Below are 16702 nucleotides of genomic sequence, written 5' to 3'. Positions count from 1 at the left end.
CGGGGGGGGGGGTTTTTGTTTTTAAGCGCCTGGGGGGGGGCGGGGGGGGGGCCCGGCCCCTGCCGCTCGGTCGCGATGACGCAATCGTCAACGTAGATGGTGGCTTGGCTCGGCGACAGCCGCGAGGCGTAGTTCGTCACGCCCCACGTGAGGCGGCCGCCGGAGTAGCCCGTCTGCACGTTGCGGAGGTCGAAGAGCTGCTGGCCATCCTGCCACACCGTCACGCGGCCGGAGTTGGAGCTTGCCTCTTCGTAGTAGACCTCCAGGTGGACCCACTTGCCGACAGGCAGGTTAGCCACCGTCTGCTCGTACGAGCGCTTGTGGATCCAGTCGCGCAGGTAGACGTACATCGATCCGTCGGAGCGGTTGCCGACGTACAGGATCCAGAACGGATCGTTGCGGCTCGAGGTGCGCGACTTGAACTGGAAGATGTTCCACCAGCCGCCCTGGACGCTCACCCGCTGGGGGAAGTAGTACCAGGCGCTGTAGTACGCACCCTTCATGCTATCCGGCTCCGCCCAGCGGTGGAGACGCGCGCCGGTATCCGACCCGGTGGCGTTGATGGTCATCTTCGCCGAGCGGGATCCGCTGTGGGCCCGCTCAGTGGTCACGGTGACGTTGCCATTGCCGCTGTTGAACATGCCTCCGCCACCGCCTGCGCTCCAGGCGTTCAGGTTACCGGACTCGAAGTCGGTGGACCACACGACGCCGGCCGCCTCGGCGGTGTGCGGCTGGCTCATCACCACGCCGGTCAGGGCCAGCATGGCTGCGAACGCGATACTCGCGAGCGACACGATCTGTCGCGGCAAGCGATGAGTCATCGTTTCCCTTCCCTTGACCCGGATACGGTCGTCCGCTCGTCACGCAGCGCCGTGTCGTGGGCTCGGCTCGCGCTTGGCGTGGCGGCCTCACAGATCGCCAGGGAAACGGGGAAGGGAGGGATGTTCGAGACACACGGGGAGTTAAGGCCTGAGGCGTTGCCTCAGACTTGCGGTCCCCGCTGGTCGCAGGTTACCTATGTGACGCAGCGACAGGCATGGCCTGGCTATAGGATCGAGCGCGACTCAGCGTCACGACCCGTCCTATTGGTGCGCAGGCACCACCTGACTCCCGGATAGACTCCGGTCGCCGATCCTGCCTAAGCCGGGTGCGCCCCGGCGCTGCGCTTGGTTGGAACCTGGTGGTCACGATCAGCCGGGCGTCCCCTACAACCGGCTGCATCGATTCCCTGCCCCGAGGCCGGAGCTACGATGGCCTCCAGGCTTCCCTTCCCCAAAAAGTGCGTCCCAATGAGTCCGCTCCTGCCGGCACGACAACGGCGCATTCGCGCTAGCTACGTGCCGGTTACCTCCTTCCGCTCCGTGAGGCGAATCAGAGCGCTGAGCAACTGCGGCAGACCTCGTCGGTGCAACACCGCTGTCGTCTGCGCTGTGCCGTGCCTCGGCGTCGAGCTGGGGTCCCCCTCCCACCTCGACTATTCGGTACGGCATCCCTCTCTGTCAGCGGCGTAATCGTACTGCGTTGTCCCCCAACAGTTACGACTGAGCCGCTGACCAGGCACAAGTTAGCATGACGCTTTTCACTTGTCAACGCAGTGCGCAGACGAGATTTCGGCCGTTTACTCGCCCATGTCGCCCCATCAGGGAGAAGCGATCACGCAAGTCGTCGATACATGCTCTGTCACCTGGCCACACGCGCGAGATAATCGGTCAAGCTCAACGCGTCTGCATCTCCGGTAATGCTCAGAGCACACCTGGCGGCGTTGGGCCATGTCCCAAAGCGCACGAGCGGCGCCCGCTGTTTCTCGATGTGCTCAACCAGCGCAACGTCGCTCGGCAACGTGGCCAGGGTCGCCTGGTCAAGGAAGACGGTGCAGAGAGACGCCGCCGGCGAGGTGTCGACGATGTAGCCGAGGTCGCGCAGCAGGGTCACAGCGTGGCTCGGTGCCTCAGGCCCAACGCCGACGATCGGCCGCAGCCCCGCTGGGAGTCGAAGCGAGCGGCTCTCCAGGATGTGGTAGTTGCCGAACCACGGGCGGCTTGTTCCGGGGCAGTCGAGGTTGCGCACCAGGACGGTGGCCGGGTCCGTCGCGTCGAAATGGATCTCCAGTTGGTCGTCGCTCTCGTGCAGCTCGGCCTTGAAGGCGGCTTTCTCGGCCCACCACTGGCTAATCGAACGCAAGTCGGTGATCCAGACGCGGGGGGTCAGTGCCCTCGCTTCCCGGAGGACTGCCTCGAGCGCGGTCGCGGAGCGGTCGAACAATTCCGGGTGGAACATGAGGACGAACAGCTCGCCACGGGCATGGATCTGCTGCAGAATGGCAATCCACACGTCGGCGACTGCCTCCGGGCCAAGCCTGAGGCCGTCGTAGAGCTGGAGATCCTCCGGCAGCGACACGGGGATCTCGAGCAACCCGTCTTCCATCCAGGGAAGCGCGAGTTTACGCTCGGCCGACTCCGGCTGGTATGAGGCGAGGAGTCGCGTCATCACGGGCGTGGCGTTGTCGAGTCTGGCTGAAGGAATCACGTCCCACCATAGCGCGCGGTTGCTGCTGTATCGGAAGACGCCATTGGGGAGCGCCGGGTGCTGATCCGAGCTGAAGCTGAGGTAGGGACAGCGGAAGCCATCGACCGTGAGTCCAGCCTCTTCGAAGGCCTGAACGGCCTGCCGGTATTGAGCTGCTGCCTCGTCCGGAGCGAGCCGCCGGAAGTCCACGTGGTCATAACCATGGACCGCCAACTCCGCTCCAAGGTCCTGGATCCGTCGGAAGAACTCGGGCTTGCGGGCTACCACCCGGCCGGGCGTGGCAAACGTGGGTCGCCCGTCGTACCGCTGCAGCAAGGCTACGCAGTCGAGCAGCCGTCGTTCGGCCCGAGCTGTCCCCAGACCGTACCGCGTACCGAGCGACATGGCGCGGATGGCGTAGTACTGGAGTTGCATCATCCGGGAGGAGCCGAGCGCGCGGCGGGCTCCGGCGATGAACCCTGGCTCTCGTGTTGCGCCCGTCACCCGCTCCTGCGGTGCGTCGCCGGCGGCGCACTCGTAGGCTCTCAGGAGGGGGGGAATCGAGTAGTGCCAAGCCAGGTGCTGCTCCACTCGCTCCCTCCCGCGGGCGCCGAGTGCCGCCCGCCGGTCGGGATCGTCCATCAGGGAAGCGATCGCCTCCGCAAACGCTGCCACATCGTTTGGGGGAACGTAGACGGGGATGTCGGCGCCCGAGGCGCGGTGCTCCGGCAGGTCGAACGCCACGACAGGCTTGTGGAAGGCCATGTAATTCATCAGCTTGAGCATGGTTGAACGATCGGTGAATGGGTTGGACGGGTCCGGCACGACACCGATGTCGATGGTTGAGAGGTAGCGGACGAAGTCCTCGTGCGGGACCCAGCCGGTGAACCACACGTGGTCGTCCAGGCCCAGCTCGCTGGCGAGCTGCATCAGATCGAGCCGCGCGTCACCTTCACCGATGATGACGCAGAACGCGTCGCGCCGGCCGAGTGAGTGCACCAGGTGGTGGAGTGCCCGCAGGAGGTAGTCGACCCCGTCTTGCTGGCCGATGACCCCTGCGTAGCCGATGATCGCCTTGGAGCGAGCGCGCAGGTCCGGATCCGGATCGACCGGCTTCCACTGGTCCGGGTCGGGGCCGTTCCGGACCACCGTGATGCGCTCGGGCGGGATGCCGCTGAGTTCCATCTCGCGTCGCTTGTACGATTCGTTGCTGGCGATGACGTGGTGAGCCAGCCGGCAGGCGAGGAACTCCGCAAGCGACTGCGCGCGGTAAAGCCAGGAGCGACCTGAGTCACCAAACCGGGCCAGATACATCTCCGGGGCCAGGTCATGGTGGTCAAAAATCACACGCGCCCCGAACGGGCGGTAGGCGGCGGCGATGAGAGCCAGCACGTCGGGTGGGTTGTGCGCGTGCACGAAATCGAACCCGTGTCGCAGGCGGACATACAGCGAGAGCACCGCGATCGCAGCAAGCGAGTAGCCGTACTCGAACAGGTATCCGAGTGTGCCGCTGCCGTCGCGGGGTGCCGAGTAGCGATAGATGCGCACGTTGTCCAGCACTTCGTGGATCGGGTCGCCCCACATGCCCGGGCAGATCACCGTGATGTCGTAGCCGGCCTCCGTGAGCGCCCGTGCCTCGTTGCGGACGCGGGGATCGTCCTCAAAGCGGGCATTCTCCAGGAGCATCAGCACGCGTTTACGGGGTTTCGTACCTGCGGCTTCGGGTTCGGTTCGGTTCTCTTGCCTCGTCCGCCGCTTGGTGAGGGCGGCGATCCCGGCGACGAGTCCGACGAGCACCATCATCGTTCGCAGGCGCTTCCCACGTCCTACCACCGCTCCACCTCTCGTTGTCGGACCGGCCCCGGGCACGTCCATCGCGCCGAAAGCACCGGTGTCAGATCTGAGCCCGCCATCGACGCGATCCGGGTTCGAGGGAGCCTGAATGCGCACCGATCGCGGTCATCGATGGCCGGCGCAACGTCGCGCGGGCGATGACACAACAGCGCCGGCATCGGGGCACCTGGGGCAGTCGCGTGAACTGCCCCGACGTCGCACCCGGGTGGTCAAGAGTCGATCCGGACCCGTTGCCGTCAGTTGCCCGCGGACTGCCCATTGCCGACCGGTGTTGTGCTCATCACGACATCGTCGATGTAGATCACCGTCGGGCTTGGGTTGAGGCCGCTGGAGTAGCTATTGACGCCCCACGACACCCGCCCGCTGTCGTAGTTGGTCTGGACATTCGTGATGTGGAACAAGAGTGTGCCGTCTTGCCAGACCATGATCTCTCCGGTTGGATCCTGTGCCCGTCGCATGAAGACCTCGAAGTGAACCCACTGGCCGACGGGCAGATCCTTGACGTTCTGCTCATACGATTTCTCGTGGATCCAGTCGCGGAGGTAGACGTACATGGTGCCGTCCTGGCGGTTCCCCACATTGAGGATCCACCATGGGTCGTTGGAGGTCTCGCTCCGGGACTTGAACTGGAAGATATTCCACCAGCCGGCCGAAACATCGACCTGCTGGGGGAAGTAGTACCAGGCGCTGAAGTAGGCCGCGTCGTGCTGGGATGGCTCGCACCAGCGCATCAGACGCGTGGCATTATCGGCGCCGTTGTCGGTGGCGACCGTCAGCTCGACCGAATAGCGGCCGCTATGTGCCACGGTATCGGTCACCCGAGCCTCCCCATTGCCGGTATTGAACTCACCACCGCAGCCATCAGCCTCCCAGGATGAGAGGTCACCCGACTCCAGATCCGCCGCCCAGACGAACTGGCCCTGCGGGCCCGACTCCGGTCCGGGGAGCGCCGTGCTTCCCGGCGTGGGTGTCACCGCAGCCGTCGGCGCCGGCGTAGGGGGCGGGTGGGTCGGTCCGCGAATCTGATCAGCAATGAGCACTCCGATCACTCCTGAGGCGATAGCGACGAGCGCGATCATGACGATGGTGCGCAGCCTGCTGGTGTCCATAGCGGCTAGCTTCTCTATCTCCTGTATGCGAGCGCACGCCGGAGGCACTGGCGAGCGACTCCATCTCCTCCACGGCTGGCCACGATAGGGACCTGGCCGGGGCGGAGCTGCCCCCGGCCGCAGCTCTGGCCACTACCAAGCGATACCTTCGTACTGATTATCTGCAAGCTGAGCGCCACGAGCTCCGCCAGCAAGGTCGATGAGGATTTGATCATCGCGCAACAACGCAGGGGTCCGCTTTGCCGCAGGCCCGTTATTGGCGACGACCACCACATCGACTTCTTCCATCATCTCCTCCAGAGACGACCGCAACATCGACGCGATGTGCGGCAGCTCCTGCTCCAGGTACGACCGGTTGGCACCCACCAGGCAGGTGAGATCGACGATGTCGTCATAGACCCGAACCTGATAGCCACGGCCGGTCAGGGTCTCCACCAGCGGCACAACCGGGCTCTCGCGGACGTCGTCCGTGCCGGCCTTGAAGGTGAGGCCGACGACCCCAACGCGCTTCCGCCCGGTGCGCTCGACCATCTCGATTCCCCGCTGGATTTGTGCCTGGTTACTCTGAAGCGCGCCGCGCAGCAGCGGAAGGTCGATATCGTGCTCCTTGGCGCGGTACAGCAGGGCGCGGAGATCCTTCGGCAGGCAGGACCCGCCGAAGGCAAACCCCGGCTTGAGGTACGCCGGGGAGATGTTGAGCCGCCGGTCCATGCACAGGATGTTCATGACCTCGTAGCCGTCGACGCCGTGCGCCTTGCACACGCGCCCGATCTCGTTGGCAAACGCCACCTTCGTGGCATGGAAGGCGTTGCTGGCGTACTTGACCGTCTCAGCCGTTTCAATGGTGGTGCGTACGCGCTGTGCGTCGATCCCGTCGTAGAGCGCTTCGGTGATGTCACCGCTCCGCTCGTCCAACGCGCCGATGACGATCTGGCTCGGGTGGAAGTAGTCGTTGATGGCACTCCCCTCGCGCAGGAATTCAGGGTTCATCGCGACGCCAAAGCCATCCCCGGCGTCCCGACCCGAATACTCCTCAATCACGGGGATCAGCCGCTCCCTGCACGTGCCGGGCAGCACGGTGCTGCGCATGACCACGACGTGGTACCCGCGCTTGTCACGCAGTGCGTCGCCGATTTCCCGGCACACGTTCTCGACGTACTTCAGGCTCAGGCTGCCGTTGCCGTTGCTGGGCGTGCCGACGCAGATCAGGCTGACATCGCTTGCGGCCACCGCCTCGCGCGCGCTCGTCGTAGTCACGAGTCTCCCGGAGCGAACGCCCTCCGCCACGAGCTCATCCAGCCCGGGCTCGACGATCGGGGACCGTCCGGCGCCGACGGTTTCCACCTTTTGCGAATTGACGTCGACCCCGACAACCTGGTGCCCGTCGTGGGCCAGGCACGCGGCGGAGACACAGCCGACGTAGCCGAGGCCGAACACACTGATCTTCATGGGGACCTCCTTAGCAGTCGCGTGACTGGATCGTCAGACTGGTAGACCGTCCGGAGGCGACCAGAGGGTCGTCGATTGCCCCGCGGTGCCGGACGTGGTAGACGCGGTAGATTCCACCCATGGCTCTCCTCCTACTGACCGCGATCGCGCGATGCCGGGACCGCGAATGGCTCCCTGGCCGTGGCCTCAGCCACTGATGTCGCTGGGTTGGCGGTATCGGGCTTGTTGGCGGACGCGAGCCCGGCGAGGATCGCCGCGGTCTTGTCGGTGTTTCGCAGTGAGAAGCGCTCTTCGGCGATCCGCCGGTTCTTCTCCCCGAGGCGCGCACGCTCTTCCGGATGGCGGTAGAGGTAGTCGATCGCGCGTGCGAGTCCCTCGGGGTCTTTCTCGTCGACGAGGATCTCGTCGAGGATGCGCGGGATCTCGACGTGGCGGGTCGAAATGACCGGCTTGCCGAAGGCCATGGCCTCGGCGATGGCGGTCGGGAAGCCCTCGGCGCCGCCGAGACTATCGTGGTGGCTGGGCAGGCAGAACACGTCGCAGGCCCGATAGAGGGCTTCCAGTGCCTGGCCGCCCAGCGCGCCGAAGAAGACCACCTGGGATGCCACGCCGCGCTTTGCCGCCAGCGCCCGGGCGTCGACCACCGGTTCCCCCGGGCCGACGTCGCCCACGACCCAGACCTCAATGTCGTCGCGGCCCAGCCGGCGCACGGCTTCGAAGAGGACGTCGTGCCCCTTCTTCTCCACGAAGTAGGCGACGATGAGGATCACGAACTTGTCGGCCGGCCGGTAGCGGTCGGTATCCACCGTGATGCGCACGACGGCGACGCGTTCCGGGTCGACGCCGTAGCGTTCCGCCAGAATCTCCCGGTTGTACTCGGTCACGGTGATGATCTGGTCACATGCCGCGAGGGCGCGGCGGAACAGCCGCGGGTTTGGGTTCTGATACAGCTCGTAGGCGTGAATCGTCACGACCAGCGGGAGCCCGAGAATCCGCTTGCAGAAGTAACCGACGAATAGCTTGTGATCGCCAAAGGTGGCGTAGATCACCGAGGCATCCGTCATGGACCGGGCGAAGTACCAGGCCAGCAGGAAGTCGACGATCGCGCGCATGGCAACGGCTTCGCGGAGCAGGCGCAGGTAGGTCGCCGGCGCTCGAAGGAAGCAGCGCGGCTGTGCCGCCACCACCGCCAGCGGCCGCCAGCGGAGGACATCCCACTCCGGCTTCGGGTTGTAGAGCCCCGGCCCCTGCTTCGTCGGGTAGAGGCTGATGGACAGACCCCGCTTCTCCAGCGACATGAGCTCGCGAAAGACGAAGTGTTCGAGTCCTCGCTTCATCGAGGCGATGACGGCAATCCGCATAGCCATTCAGCGTACGGAGTCGTACGCTGCCTCCTTCCCCGTGGTGTCCTCGGTGAGCGCCTCGGCGATGAGCAGGTGGTACAGGATCATCGCCAGGTAGCGTGGATACGAGCGGACATCGCGCAGCACACCGTAGTCGCGTTGAGAGTGGATGAACCCGCCGTCGGGTCGTTGCAGGCTGATGAGATACGCGTACGCTTTGCGGGCCAGGGGGGTGTAGTCGTCGATCCCGACCCGCCGGGCCTCGGTGAAGGCGGCGGCCAGCGCTCCGGTGTGGTAGCTGACCCGGCGCTGGACACTGTTGCAGGCGTATGCCGCGTGCCCGTCCTCCCGGATTCCGTCGCTCAGGAACCGCAGAACGTTGCTGATAATCGGGAGGACCCGATCGTCACCGGTGAGCGTGTGGTACTGGATCAGGTCGAGACACTCAAACGCGTTGTACTGGTAGCACTGGAAATGTGTGCGCCCGCGCGTGTCTTCCAGACCGTCCACCGAGTAAGGAAGCTCGCCGGTGGAGAGCTGTGCTCGCTCCAGGAAGGTCACCAGCCCGGGCGTCTCATCGAGATAACGCTGGTCCTTCGTCGTCGCCCAGAGTGCTCCGAGCAAATAGAGATAGAGCGTGCTGTTGTTCGGAACCCGCGCGTCTGTTCGGCGAGCAAAATAGTTGACGGCAACTTCGTCGCCAATGCGCTGGAAGCCGATCTCCCGGTGGAGGTAGGAGTGCCAGCGGAGGGCGCCGTCGAGCAGGCGTTGCTCGCCCGTGCGCCGGAACGTCTCGATGAGCCCGATGCTCGCCCAGGTGCCCTCTACGGTCGCCACCCTCCCGGCCCACTCCGGGTTCGGGTAGTCCCAGGCGCCGTCGGGTCGCTGGCGTGCCAGGATCTTGTCGGCACAATCGATCGCTGTTCGGGCGTACGATTCGTCGCCGGTGCGCTCGTGCAGGATCCAGTTCGCAAGGATCCAGTAAGCCTGCCCCTGCAGGTAGTACAACTGATCGTTCCACCGTACGAAGCCCAGATAACCCTTGACAAAGCGGCCGATGCGGTAGTTGAAGCGGATCCCGGGATCGGGCCCGACGAGCGCGCCGCCGTCTCCGTGGTTGGTCACCAGGTACCGATAGAGCTTGTCGGCAGCTAGAGCGTAGTGATCCACGGTTTGACCTCCTTCCCCTGGGACGACCGAGCGGACGTGTCGGCAAGCGCGCGGTCGTAGACCGCGAGCGTCTGCTTGGCGATGACGTCCGGGTGGCACTCGGTCTCCAGCTTTCGGCGCCCGGCCTGCCCCATCCGGTGACGAAGCGGGGCATCGGTGAGCAGGCGGACGACGGCATCGGCCAGAGCGCGCTCGTCCCGCGGGGGGACGAGATAGCCGGTGCGGCCGTCCTCAACGAGAGCCGGGAGGCAGCCGACGTCGGTGGCGACGACCGGCTTTCCGGCCATGTAGGCAAGCGGCGCGACGCCGCTCTGGGATGCCTCCACGTATGGAAGGACCACCACGCTGGCCTCGGCGAACAGCGCGGCCCGCTGCTCGTGCGAGACGTATCGGTTGTGGACCTCGAAGTGGTCGGGGTTCTGCATCATCTGGCGGTAGCGGGTGAAGTCCTCGCCCTCGCCGGCGATGACGATGCGCGCATCCGGAACCCTGGCGGTGATCAGCGGCTCGGCACGGATCAGGTACTCCAGCCCCTTGTAGGCCCAGATTCGCCCGAAGAACAGGATGCGCTTGGTGTCGGCCGGTTCCACGTCCTTGATCTCATCGTGTCCCACCAGCACCCGCTGGATCACATCGATCCGCGAACTGGACAAGCCGCACTCGTCCACGAGTTGCTGCTTCATGCGTTCGCAGTGAGCGATGACGCGGGCCGCACGACGGAACCCATAGTCGAAGACCGCCTGCGGGGTCTTCTGTGATGAGCGATCACCCGGGTGGTGGCGAACGTCGTGGACGGTGAGCACGAGCGGATAGCGCCGCAGGAGGGGGAGGGCAAGGTTGAACCACAGATGCCCCTGCTGCAGGTGCAACACGTCCGGGCGGAAGTCATTGATCTCCCGGAGCAGATGGCGCAGTGAGACGAGTTGCCGGAGCGGTTGCCGCATCCGCGGCTTGTCAAAAGCGAGGAACCGGACGTTCGGGCTGACCAGGGACAGGTGTGGTTCGGAGATCTCGCGCGGAAGGATGAGCTGTACCTCCGCCTCCTGCGCCAAGGCGCTGGCCAGGCGGATGCAGTATTCCGCCGAGATGTAGGAAATCAAGGTCACTCGCATGCGTGGTGTGCCCTCCTCCAGCGGCTGTCTCTCAGGCCGCGTCGTGCGAGTCATTCCGACCACAGGTAGCGATAGTGGGTGCGGACGCGCCGGACACCGCCGGCGGACCAAATCGTCAGGGCGCCGAGCGCGGCCGCGTACACCAAGGCCGCGCTGACGATGGTGATCACGATCCCGTGGTGCCTGAACACGATCAGGTACACCCCCATGCACAGGCTGGCGAGTGCGGGTATGCGCACAGGCGCGAGCAGGTTGACCGAGCCGGCGATGCGGGAGACCTGGATGTAGTGCTGCACCACGCCGACGCCACGGGTTAGCACGATGGTCAGTGCTGCACCGATCAGCCCGAACTGGCTGATGAGGATCACCCCGATGACCAGGTTGGCCAGGGTGTTGATCGCCACGATGCTCAGGGTGATGCGCTCGCGATCTCCGGCGAGTAGGGTCTGCCCGAGGGCCGTCGTGTACGCGCGGAGGAAGACTTCCCAAACAACGATCCGGAGCACGACGGCGCCCAGGGCAAAGTCCTGCCCGCCGTACACGAGCACCAGGATGCGCTCCGCGAGGAACGACAACCCCACGACGATGGGCAGACCGATCGTCATCAGCAGCTCGGTGACGCGCTGGGAGAGCCGCTTGAGGCTCTCGAAGCCCGCTTCGTAGCGGCGGCACATCACCGGGAACAGGCTGAGAACCACGCTCTGGTAGAGCAGCACAACCGGCGTGAGCAGTTGCGATGAGGCGCTGAGCAGCCCGACGTCTGATTCGCTCCGAAAGGACGACAAGATGACGATCGTGATCGTGCCCCACAGGGAGATGAGCACGTCGATGGCGAGGAACGGCGCTGTCTGGCTCAGGGCACGGCGAATGAAGCCGAGATCGATCCGCAGCCTGGGCCGGGTGACACGGGAGACGACAAGCGCCAGCTCGAACGCGGCGATCGCTCCCTGCGTCAGCAGCAAGATCGCGACGACCGTATAGATTCCGCCGCCCGCACGAAGCAGGACGAATGCGCCCCCCGCCTTCGCCAGGTTGAGCGGGATGTTCACGTAGGCGATGAAGTGCATCTGCTCCACCGCCTGGAAGAGCGCCTCGCAGATCGTTGAAATCGTGTACGGAAACAGGATCAGCGCGAGCAGCAAGATCACCCGCGCGGTGTCGGCTCCGTAGCCCATAATCCAGACGAAGCCGAGGAGCAGCACGAGCGAGATCAGCGTTGCCCCCGTGACGATTGCGACCCCGTTCACCAGGTACTGGGCCGTCTTCGTTCGATCCTTCGCGGCCTCGCGGATGATGAGCGTCTTCAACCCTGCCGTCGCGAAGACCTGGGCGGTGTAGACGATGCTCAACGCCAGCGAGAGTTGACCGAAGCGGAACAGGCCCAGGTGCCGGGTAACGAGTGCGTAGAGCACGAACGTCGATGCCCGGGTGACCACGTCGCTGGCGAGCACCGAGGCGGCATTACGAGCGATGGTGCGCAGGCTGATCGAGAAGGTGCTGGACATCGGCGGCTACCCCCCTACCCCAGTGGTGCGGTAGTCGGGGATAAACGCGGGCAGGCGCACCCAACGGTTCGCTGGCCGCCCAGCCACATCCGCGCGGCCGAGCCTGGTGAGGGCGATGAGGAGGCCCGCGACCAGGAACAGCGAGTCGAGTTGCGCCCAGCTCTTGTAGACGTCGACGAACATGTGCACCGACTCCCCGAGCAAGGACCCGAACACCGCTACCGCGAACGGCGCGAGGTCGGGACCGAGCGTGTGAGCGCATGCCCATGCGCGACGGACGGCGGCGGCCAGGATCCAGAGGAAAGCCACGAGCCCCACCGGACCGATCTCGGCCCAGATCGTCAGGTAGTAGTTGTGGACGCTGTAAATGAATTGCGTTGAAAACTGGGGCCCGACATATGCCGGCAGCACGGCGGTGAAGTTGTTCAGGCCCACCCCGAGCGGATGGTCGCCGATCACCAGGAAGGCGATCTGCATCAGGGGGATACGCGCTTCCGCCGCGCCGTGGTCTTCCCCGAAGAGGCGAGCGACAAGCGTTGGCCCGAAGATGACGGCCACCACGATGCCGACCGCGGCCATGGCGACGATCGTGGACGCGGCAAACCACCGACGATGCAGCCCAATCGCGGTGAGCACCATGACGGCAATGCCGAACGATAGGAGACTGCCTCGTGAGAGCGTCAGAATGAGCGCGACCGTGCCCAGCGCAAAGGCGACGCCGCCAAGCCAGCGCAATCGCTTCGGCAGGTGACAGATCGTGAGCGACAGCGCCGGTGCGAGAAGGAAGGCAAGGTAGGCGCCCGCAGCGTTGGGTGAGCCGAGCGTGCCGGCTGCTCGGGTAAACCCGCCGGCGTAGACGCTCGTGGTGGTCACGCGCGTCGAGATACCCGCGACTTCGAAGGTGACGCCGGTCGCGGCCACGCCGATCATGATGATGCTCTCGATCGCCAGCGCCGCCATCATCGCGGCCAGGATGACGTAGACATCCCGCCGCGTCTCCACGGTGCTCGCGACATAAAGGAACATCAGGACGATCTGGATCAACCAAAACGTCTCAAACAGCGACGCGAAAACGTCCCGTGCGAAGAGGATCGACACGATGTTCAGGAGCAGGTACAGGAAGACCGGACGCGCCTCGCGGAGCGCCGGGCGTGGAGCGTACGCAACCCCGGTCAGCGCGGCCCCGATCCAGAGCGCGTACAACCCTCCCAGGGCCACGGTTCCGAGCGAGATGTTCCATCCGCCGATCCCGCCGAGCATCCCAATGGCTTCGCGGTATCCCAGATAGATGTCCGGGCCGGTCGGGATGGTGATGATCAACAGGATCAGGAGCACGTAGCGCACGCGCCCGACAACTGCCACGATGAACGGAGCCAGGAGCCCAGCGAGCAGCAGCGGGGCGAATCGACTGTTCGACCCGGTCACGACGATCGCGGCGCCGCCGAGCCCAAGCCCGACGGCGGCCGCGAGGATCAACTGCGCGGGCCAGGACGTGACCAGATGGCCGAAACCGCCCCGGCTCGCTTCGTCGATCCACTTGGGTTGGACGAGGTTCCAACTCGCCACGCTCATGCTCCTCAGCCGACCGCCGCACCCGTCCGGGCGGTTGGTGGCACGTACTCCGCCTGACGGGCGACTGCGTCGCGATCAGTCAGCGGTTCGTGCGATCCCCGGTGCGGGCTGGTCTCGCTCCAGGACATCGCGAATGGCTGCTGCGACGTAGTCGATCGCGCCGTCCGACAGCTCCGGATACATGGGGAGGGACAGGATCTGATCAGCGACAGCTTCGGTGACCGGAAAGTCGCCGCGCCGGTAGCCGAGCCCTGAGCACGCTTGCAGCAGGTGGATCGGGATCGGATAGTGGATACCCGTCGCAATGCCGCGCTCAGCCAGTGCGGCGCGGAGCGCGTCCCGATTCGGCACTCGGATCACGTAGAGGTGCCAGACCGGTTCCGCATATGACGGCACCGAGGGGATGCCGACGTTCTCCGGCAAGACCTCCGCATACCGTTCGGCGTGACGGCGCCGTGCGGCGTTCCATTCGTCGAGGTAGCGGAGTTTGACCCGCATCACCGCCGCCTGGAGCGTGTCCAACCGGCGATTGAAGCCCAACTGCAGGTGGTGATACTTCTCCCGCTGGCCGTAGTTGCCGAGGAGGCGCACCGTATCGGCCACCTTGGCGTCCGGCGTAACGACCATGCCGCCGTCTCCGTAGGCACCGAGGTTCTTCGCGGGATAGAAGCTGAAGGCCGCAGCGTGGCCGAAGGTGCCGACCCGTCGGCCCTTGTAGCGGGCACCGTGTGCCTGGCAGGCGTCCTCGATCACGATGAGGCCGTAGCGCCGGGCGATCTCCACGATCGGGTCCATGTCGGCCGGTTGGCCGTAGAGGTGGACCGGCAAGATGGCCTTGGTGCGCGGCGTAATTGCCTGCTCGAGCAGCTCCGGATCCATGTTGTAGGTGCTCGGATCGACGTCCACGAGCACCGGAGTCGCCCCCGTGTAGGCGATCGCGAACACCGTCGCGACGAACGTGTTCGCCTGGGTGATCACCTCGTCCCCTGGCCCGATGTTGAATGCCCGCAGCGCGAGCTCCAGGGCCGACGTACCCGAGTCGACGCCGACCGCGTGCTCGATCTCGCAGTAGTCGGCGAACTCGCGCTCGAACGCGGTGACGTCGGCGCCCAGGATGAAGTCGGTGCCGCGCAGCACGCGCGCGATGGCCGCATCGACCTCGGGCGCGATGCTGTCGTACTGGGCGGCCAGGTCAACGAAGGGGATGCGACGCTGACTCTGCAGGGTAGACATAGAGCGACTCCTTCGTGTTCGTGAGTTCGACCGGCGTGCCACGCATGGCCATCGACTTATCCACTGCCTCGAGAACACGCACGACATCCCGCCCGGCGGGGCCGTCCGTGAGCGGCCGGCGGCCGTGGATCACGCACTCAGCAAAGTGGGCAGCGAGGGTCTTGAGCGGTTCCCGGGGCTGGATGCTGGGGCTGATGATGTCGCCGTCGCGCACCACAAGCTGGTCTCCGCCGATGCCCTCCCCGTTCTGCATCAACGGGGCAACGCCTTTCTCAAAGACGCGCACTTGCTCCATGGTCTGGAGGTCGTTGAAGACGATCCGCTTGTCGCTCCCGACGACCACCACTTCGCGAACCTTGTGGGGATCAGCCCAGCTCACATGGATCTGGCCGAGCACGTTGTCGGGGTACCCGAGGACGATGAAGCCAACGTCCTCGCGACCGTTACGCAGAGCCCGGGAGCCGACCGCGCTGACCCACAGCGGAGCGGAATCCATGAAGTAGTTGAAGATGGAGATGTCGTGCGGCGCGAGATCCCAGAGCGCGTTGACATCTTTCCGGATCGGGCCGAGGTTGGTGCGGCGCGCGTACAGGTAATAGATCCGGCCGACCTCTTTCCGGTCGATGTACTCCTTCACGCGTTGCACGCCCGCGTTGTAGAGGAAGGTGTGCCCGACCATGAGGGTCAACTTGCGGGCATTGGCCGCCGCGATCAGGTCCTCGGCGTCCTGGCTCGTCGTCGCGATCGGCTTTTCGATGAGGACGTGTTTCCCGGCGCGGAAACACTCGCGGGCCACGCGATGATGTGAGGTCGCCTCGGTGCAGACCACCACGGCATCGACACCCGGCATGGCGAGGGCGTCGGCCACATCCGTGGTCACGGCGATACCGGGGTACCGCTGAGCGATCTCGCGCACCCGCTCGGGCCGCTGGTCGCAGGCTACGACTACGCGTGTCTCTGGGATCTCGTTGAAGACCCGGACGTAGTTGACGCCCCAGTAGCCGCAGCCGAGGACCGCGATGCCTATTTGTTCAGCCATGTCCCTCCGTCCTCCCATAGCTCGTGCGTCGACTATCCAGCTCCGGTGCCCCGGAGCACCGCCGGAACGGTCCGGGCCAAGATCTTGAGGTCCAGCACCGTTGACTGGTTCCGCACGTACTCAAGGTCGAGCGCGATCATCTCGTCGAAGGTGAGCGCGCAGCGGCCGGTGACCTGCCACAACCCGGTGATTCCGGGCAGTGCTGCCAGCCGCTCGAAGTGCCACGACTCGTAGTGCTCGACCTCATAGGGCGGCACCGGCCGTGGCCCGACGAGACTCATGTCGCCCTTGAGCACGTTGACGAGTTGCGGCAGTTCGTCGAGGCTGGTGGCCCGCAGGAAGCGTCCGACCCGGGTGATCCGGGGGTCGCCAGTGAGCTTGAAGCCACCCTTGCCGGGTCCGCGTTGCACCTGCCCGCTTGCGTAGGCGGCGATGTGTGCCCGATGGAGCGATTCGTCCGCGTTGTGCACCATCGAGCGGAACTTGTAGAACCGGAACGGCCGGATCTCCCAGGCGACGGTCGTTCCACGACGCCGCATCCGTGCGCCTACCCGTTCGTGAGCGAAGATCACCGGTCCGCGAGAGTCCAGTTTGATCGCCAGCGCGATCACCAGCATCACCGGCGACAGCAGCACCAGAGCTGCGCTGGACAGGACGACGTCGATGCAGCGCTTGGTGGCGTAGTAGCGCAGGCGCCGTTGATCGACGTGCGTAACCACGGCCCTTGGGATCTCCACCGCCTGCTGGGCTTGCATCATGACCCTGTCCTTCCCTAGGCGCAGCCCGGTGCTCTGGGATTCCCGCCAGTGAC

12 protein-coding genes are annotated in these 16702 nt (G+C 65.4%); all 12 read right to left on the bottom strand.

The window, feature by feature from the left end:
• The coding region (locus IRZ30_RS00570) for a heparin lyase I family protein (RefSeq protein WP_294081822.1) at positions 1-821 on the bottom strand (821 nt) is incomplete at its 3' end.
• A gap of 859 nt (positions 822-1680) precedes the next feature.
• Complete coding sequence (locus IRZ30_RS00565; protein WP_294081819.1) at positions 1681-4338, bottom strand: glycosyltransferase; 2658 nt, start codon at positions 4336-4338, stop codon at positions 1681-1683.
• A gap of 257 nt (positions 4339-4595) precedes the next feature.
• Positions 4596-5468, bottom strand: a complete 873-nt coding sequence (locus IRZ30_RS00560) for a heparin lyase I family protein (protein ID WP_294081817.1) — start codon at positions 5466-5468, stop codon at positions 4596-4598.
• A 132-nt stretch (positions 5469-5600) separates the two neighbouring features.
• A complete protein-coding gene (locus tag IRZ30_RS00555; RefSeq protein WP_294081815.1) occupies positions 5601-6917 on the bottom strand; it encodes a UDP-glucose/GDP-mannose dehydrogenase family protein in 1317 nt (438 codons plus the stop codon).
• A 131-nt stretch (positions 6918-7048) separates the two neighbouring features.
• The gene (locus tag IRZ30_RS00550; RefSeq protein WP_294081814.1) at positions 7049-8278 is read right to left on the bottom strand and encodes a glycosyltransferase family 4 protein; all 1230 of its coding nucleotides are present in this window, start codon (positions 8276-8278) and stop codon (positions 7049-7051) included.
• A gap of 6 nt (positions 8279-8284) precedes the next feature.
• Positions 8285-9430, bottom strand: a complete 1146-nt coding sequence (locus IRZ30_RS00545; protein WP_294081813.1) for a hypothetical protein — start codon at positions 9428-9430, stop codon at positions 8285-8287.
• Positions 9412-10542 carry a glycosyltransferase family 4 protein gene (locus IRZ30_RS00540; RefSeq protein WP_294081810.1) on the bottom strand — a complete coding sequence of 377 codons (1131 nt, stop codon included), beginning with the start codon at positions 10540-10542 and terminating at the stop codon, positions 9412-9414. The genes IRZ30_RS00545 and IRZ30_RS00540 overlap by 19 nt, the downstream gene beginning before the upstream one ends.
• A 50-nt stretch (positions 10543-10592) precedes the next feature.
• Entirely contained in the window at positions 10593-12047 is a 1455-nt protein-coding gene (locus tag IRZ30_RS00535; protein WP_294081809.1) for a flippase, read from the bottom strand.
• 6 nt (positions 12048-12053) lie between these two features.
• A complete protein-coding gene (locus IRZ30_RS00530; RefSeq protein WP_294081807.1) occupies positions 12054-13613 on the bottom strand; it encodes an O-antigen ligase in 1560 nt (519 codons plus the stop codon).
• 81 nt (positions 13614-13694) lie between these two features.
• Positions 13695-14852 (bottom strand): DegT/DnrJ/EryC1/StrS aminotransferase family protein, encoded by a 1158-nt coding sequence (locus IRZ30_RS00525; protein ID WP_294081805.1) that lies wholly within the window; start codon positions 14850-14852, stop codon positions 13695-13697.
• A complete protein-coding gene (locus IRZ30_RS00520) occupies positions 14812-15891 on the bottom strand; it encodes a Gfo/Idh/MocA family oxidoreductase (protein WP_294081803.1) in 1080 nt (359 codons plus the stop codon). Before IRZ30_RS00520 ends, IRZ30_RS00525 begins: the two co-directional genes overlap by 41 nt.
• Before the next feature lie 32 nt (positions 15892-15923).
• A complete protein-coding gene (locus IRZ30_RS00515) occupies positions 15924-16649 on the bottom strand; it encodes a sugar transferase (RefSeq protein WP_294081801.1) in 726 nt (241 codons plus the stop codon).
• Between the last annotated feature and the right edge of the window lie 53 nt (positions 16650-16702).

Source organism: Sphaerobacter sp. (genome assembly GCF_019683595.1).
Taxonomy (GTDB): Bacteria; Chloroflexota; Chloroflexia; order Thermomicrobiales; family Thermomicrobiaceae; genus Sphaerobacter.
Note: the sequence above shows the minus strand (reverse complement) of the source record. Positions and strands in the feature narration are given on the sequence as shown.

Excerpts from the sequence above, each read along its gene's own strand:
- IRZ30_RS00560 (WP_294081817.1), bottom strand. The coding sequence starts at position 5,468 with ATGGACACCAGCAGGCTGCGCACCATCGTCATGATCGCGCTCGTCGCT.
- IRZ30_RS00555 (WP_294081815.1), bottom strand. The coding sequence starts at position 6,917 with ATGAAGATCAGTGTGTTCGGCCTCGGCTACGTCGGCTGTGTCTCCGCC.
- IRZ30_RS00550 (WP_294081814.1), bottom strand. The coding sequence starts at position 8,278 with ATGCGGATTGCCGTCATCGCCTCGATGAAGCGAGGACTCGAACACTTC.
- IRZ30_RS00515 (WP_294081801.1), bottom strand. The coding sequence starts at position 16,649 with ATGATGCAAGCCCAGCAGGCGGTGGAGATCCCAAGGGCCGTGGTTACG.
- IRZ30_RS00520 (WP_294081803.1), bottom strand. The coding sequence starts at position 15,891 with ATGGCTGAACAAATAGGCATCGCGGTCCTCGGCTGCGGCTACTGGGGC.
- IRZ30_RS00535 (WP_294081809.1), bottom strand. The coding sequence starts at position 12,047 with ATGTCCAGCACCTTCTCGATCAGCCTGCGCACCATCGCTCGTAATGCC.
- IRZ30_RS00540 (WP_294081810.1), bottom strand. The coding sequence starts at position 10,542 with ATGCGAGTGACCTTGATTTCCTACATCTCGGCGGAATACTGCATCCGC.
- IRZ30_RS00525 (WP_294081805.1), bottom strand. The coding sequence starts at position 14,852 with ATGTCTACCCTGCAGAGTCAGCGTCGCATCCCCTTCGTTGACCTGGCC.